This window comes from Oryzihumus sp. (assembly GCF_036391795.1).
Classification (GTDB): Bacteria; Actinomycetota; Actinomycetes; order Actinomycetales; family Dermatophilaceae; genus Oryzihumus.
The window spans coordinates 1-1,511 of the sequence record NZ_DASVZH010000159.1 but is presented as its reverse complement, the minus strand read 5'-3'; the positions used below and the strand labels follow the sequence as shown (position 1 = coordinate 1,511).

Genomic DNA, 1,511 nt, shown 5'->3' with positions numbered 1-1,511 from the left:
CGGAACACCTTCCGGTCCGAAGGCCTCCTCACCCGTCCGCGGTGGGGAGGTCTTCGTCGTGCCGACGCGGTCGTGTCCGCGCTCCGCGACGAGCCCACCTCCTGTGAGACATCTGACGACTTCGCCCAATCCGCGCGGGCCTCGGTAGGATTCCGGGCACGGACGCGTCGCGTGGCGCGAGGTCGAGGCAAGGCAGGTGAACTGTGGCGAACGTCGTGCTCGTCACGGGCGTCTCGCGGTACCTCGGGGGGCGTTTCGCGCGCCTGCTGACGGCGCAACCAGACATCCAGCGGGTCATCGGCGTCGACGTCATCCCGCCCCCGCACGACATCGGCACCGCGGAGTTCGTCCGGGCCGACATCCGCAACCCGATGATCGGCAAGATCATCACCCAGGCCGAGGTCGACACCGTCGTCCACATGAACGTCATCGCCACCCCGGTGACCGCGGGTGGGCGGGTCTCCCAGAAGGAGATCAACGTCATCGGCACGATGCAGCTGCTCGCCGCGTGCCAGAAGGCCCCGAGCATCTCGCGCCTCGTGGTGAAGTCCTCGGCCTCGGTCTACGGCTCCTCCCCGCGTGACCCGGCGATGTTCACCGAGGACATGGGGCCCAAGGCCCTGCCGCGCGCGGGCTTCGGCAAGGACTCGGTCGAGGTGGAGGGCTACGTGCGCGGCTTCTCGCGCCGCCGACCCGACGTCGAGATCTCGATGCTGCGCTTCGCCAACATCATCGGCCCCGGCATCTCCACCAGCCTGACCGACTACTTCACCCTCCCGGTGGTGCCGGTCCCGCTCGGCTTCGACGCCCGGCTCCAGTTCGTCCACGAGGACGACGCCCTGCAGGCCCTGCTGCTGGCCACCACCGGCCCATCCGTGGGCATCGTCAACGTCGCCGGCGACGGCGTCATCACGGTCCAGCAGGCGGCACGGCTGGTCGGTCGCCCGACCGTGCCGGTGCCGATCTCGGCCGGCGGCCTGCTCGGGCAGCTCGTCCGCCGGGCCGGCCTGGCCGACTTCTCCCCGGACCAGATGCAGTTCCTGGCGTTCGGGCGGGGCATGGACACCACCCGGATGCGCGAGGTGCTGCACCTCGAGCCGCGCTTCACCACGCGGGGCGCCTTCGAGGACTTCGCCCGGCACGCCGGCCCCGTGGTCCCCGGCGCCGACATGGTGGCCGCTGCGGTCGACCAGCTGGCCGGCACCGCGGCCGGGGTCCTCTCGCACGCGCTCGGCTCGGGGAGGAAGAGCTGATGGACGACCCCAACGTCGTGCCCCTGAGGGCGACCCCGCGGGCCGAGGCGTCCGAGGCCGGGCAGGCTCGCCGTCGGCGCCCGTCGGGCGTCGACGCCCTGGCCGCGGGAGCTGCACGGGCCAGCGGTGAGCGGGCCAAGCGTCGCAGCACCCCCCTCATCGGCGACCCCGCCGACAACGGCGCCCCGCCGGTCAAGGCGCACCGGCCCCGCCCCGTTGCCAAGCCCCGGCCGGTCACCGCGGCGGACGGCAAGGCCA

The 1,511-nt window shown here is 72.7% G+C and carries 1 protein-coding gene and 1 pseudogene; both read left to right on the top strand.

What is annotated here, in order from left to right:
* Positions 1–203 precede the first annotated feature (203 nt).
* Entirely contained in the window at positions 204–1,253 is a 1,050-nt protein-coding gene (locus VF825_RS09640; RefSeq protein WP_331112632.1) for an NAD-dependent epimerase/dehydratase family protein, read from the top strand.
* Positions 1,253–1,511, top strand: a pseudogene (locus VF825_RS09635) (hypothetical protein); the annotation flags it as partial. The gene VF825_RS09640 and the pseudogene VF825_RS09635, both read left to right, overlap by 1 nt.